Origin of the sequence: Virgibacillus salexigens, assembly GCF_000723585.1 — a bacterium.
GTDB classification, from domain to species: domain Bacteria; phylum Bacillota; class Bacilli; order Bacillales; family Amphibacillaceae; genus Virgibacillus; species Virgibacillus salexigens.
Window position 1 is genome coordinate 1 of record NZ_CCDP010000006.1, and the last position, 2475, is coordinate 2475.

The 2475-nt window shown below is 32.8% G+C and carries 2 protein-coding genes and 1 pseudogene; all 3 read right to left on the reverse strand.

Annotated elements, in window-relative coordinates; translation table 11 throughout:
* Nucleotides 1–588 precede the first annotated feature (588 nt).
* The 3 genes and pseudogenes from BN990_RS21425 to BN990_RS21725 all read right to left on the reverse strand — a co-directional run bounded on the left by BN990_RS21425 (nucleotide 589) and on the right by BN990_RS21725 (nucleotide 2275).
* Nucleotides 589–945: an Imm6 family immunity protein gene (locus tag BN990_RS21425; protein WP_081856147.1), complete on the reverse strand. Its 357-nt coding sequence runs from the start codon at nucleotides 943–945 to the stop codon at nucleotides 589–591.
* A 203-nt stretch (nucleotides 946–1148) separates the two neighbouring features.
* Complete coding sequence (locus BN990_RS21430) at nucleotides 1149–1616, reverse strand: hypothetical protein (protein ID WP_021291840.1); 468 nt, start codon at nucleotides 1614–1616, stop codon at nucleotides 1149–1151.
* A gap of 10 nt (nucleotides 1617–1626) precedes the next feature.
* Nucleotides 1627–2275 (reverse strand): annotated as a pseudogene (locus tag BN990_RS21725) (DNA/RNA non-specific endonuclease).
* Nucleotides 2276–2475: the final 200 nt, after the last annotated feature.

Below are 2475 nucleotides of genomic sequence, written 5' to 3' on the forward strand. Positions count from 1 at the left end.
TGGTGTATTTGATTTATATCTAATATAATTAGCTTGTATTAAGTAACGTAAATTTTAAAATTTTGTAACGCTTTTAGCGAATATCGAGAATTGTACGGCACTCCCTAAGAATATTACAACCCTATTTTTATTCCTCTTGTGCTATTAAACAACCTTTTTGGTTACCCACTGTTTATCGCCACGAGCTTTGTCAATCTCGTTAGGTTGTGGGTTCGGCAGTAACTTAAGTCCTCTTGGCATGTAAAATGTCATCTCGCCTATCTTATTATTTTCACATACACAGTATTAAACAGAATACCTTGATGATACTACCTTCATTGAGCTATGAATCTCAATAGTCTGTCCAATGTTAATCAAAGTTAAAAATCTAAACTAAAAAAACAAAAACACCTGATGCCTATCTGACAATCAAGTGCTTTTTTTATAACCTTAGGGCAGTCAACAAACATTAAGCATAAATTCTATATATTTTGCTTGTTACAAAGAGCTTGCAACATATGTTTAATATGCAGGTTAGCCTAAGTATAATTTATCAACAAATCAAGAGCATTAAGTATTACAAGACAAATTCCAAGGTATATTGCTTATTTAAAAATATCCATAAAATATTTCTCTTTTTTTTGGAATTTCAGCATTTGTACTCCTATAATCATTATAAACTTTTTCCATTCTTTTGATTTCCTCTACTTTAACAAAGCTGGTTTCCACTGCACTATTTAAGAAGGTAATAATACTATCGGTAGTAATACTTTCTAATGACTGAGGTAAATATTTCACTTCTTCATTTTTATAAGCTTCCCATGAGGTATAAGCTACAGCATCAACTAATAGTGACCAAATTCGAGCAATGCTCAAGTTTTCTTCTTCCTCGGAAAATTCTGAAATCCCTGTAAAATCCGCATTATCAATAAGCTCATAAAGTTCGTGAATGGTAGTATCTAAGATTTTAGACTATTTCACAACTAATGAAACTCACTAGATAGGTTACCTTTTTAAAAGGTGTTGTACGTACTAAAGAATTTGTTAAAACAACCTATACGGCTTACAAAGAGTATCTATTTTCTATTAATAACTAGCGGTTCATTCGGCACTAGGTAGCCCCTCAAAAAAGAAACCCTGAAAGGACTTTAGCCAATCAAGGTCTAGTTTTACAAATTATTTTCTTTCACTTCTTCGAACCATAAATCAAAGATATCATCTGGTAATAGTTCGTCATCAATAGAATAAACTAAATCATATCTATATTTTCCTTTTAAGCTATTTTTCTTTACATTATAATGTAATTTCATTTCTGTTGGCATATCTTTATTGAACTCTTCACATTTTTTATGAATATGCTTTAAATTTTGATTACCTATTCTTAGTGCAGCCTTCTGTCTTTCTCTCGAAACATCGTAAACCCGATTTTGTTGACTATCCAATTCTTTTGAAGCCTCGTTTAGTTGATGTTTATGAACAACTTTTCCATTAATTTTATAGAAAAAATCAAAAACATACATTTTTGGTTCATACGAACAATAAATAAAAATTTCATCAGCTTTATTATCAACATACTCTAAACAAATAGCCACCATGTCTGTTTGTAATTCTGAAAAATAGTCCTCAAATAACTTCACATAATCCCCCCTAGTTCTCTAAACTTGTGAACCTCATACGACCATCTATTTCATATTCTATATCAAAGCTGCTAGGTCTTAAACTATTTCCTTCGTAATTAACTTTAACATTAACTGAAACGTCTTTTCCTTCTTCTATTGCTTTAGCCCATTGGTTTTCTAGCTTTTTGTATTTACTCAAGTTAACACCACTTGATTGAGATACAAGAATCCAAATCTGGAGAGCCTCCAAATCTATCAGCCGATAGGTGTCCTGCATGGTCTCCAGGTTCTTTTCCAGGTGTATTGGACTTATGAGACAATCTATTATTACGTTTTGTTAGTTTTAAGTCATCCGCATTAAAATCAGTAAGTCTCCCTAAACCATCTGTCTTATATTGATAATTATATTCACCTGCTTGATATTTAACATTTGGTTTTAATTTACCACCTTTAACCAAATGACTACCATCCTTAATGATATCGTCAGATACCTGTCTAGTACCATTATCTATACCCTTAGCTGAATCCTTACCATCATCCAAATGTTTTCCTGCACCACTGCTGCTTTCAGTTACACTGCTCTTTACAAACCCTGCATCCTTTGCCTTCGCACTAAAGTAAGTTACAGCTGCATCATCCAGCCTTCCTCCACCAGCAATGGCAACATTTGGCTGCATACCAGCTCGTAGATGGGTAGCCACATCATCTGCTTTTTGGGCTGCATTGACCACAGTTCCACTGATGTTTTCTTTTAAATTTCTCACAAAAAAACACCTGTTACCAAAAAGGCAATCAAGTGCTTATAGTTAATTCTGTCTTAAACATTACTGAACTGGTCCCATAAATTCAGTAATTATAAGAATATGTTACTTCATTT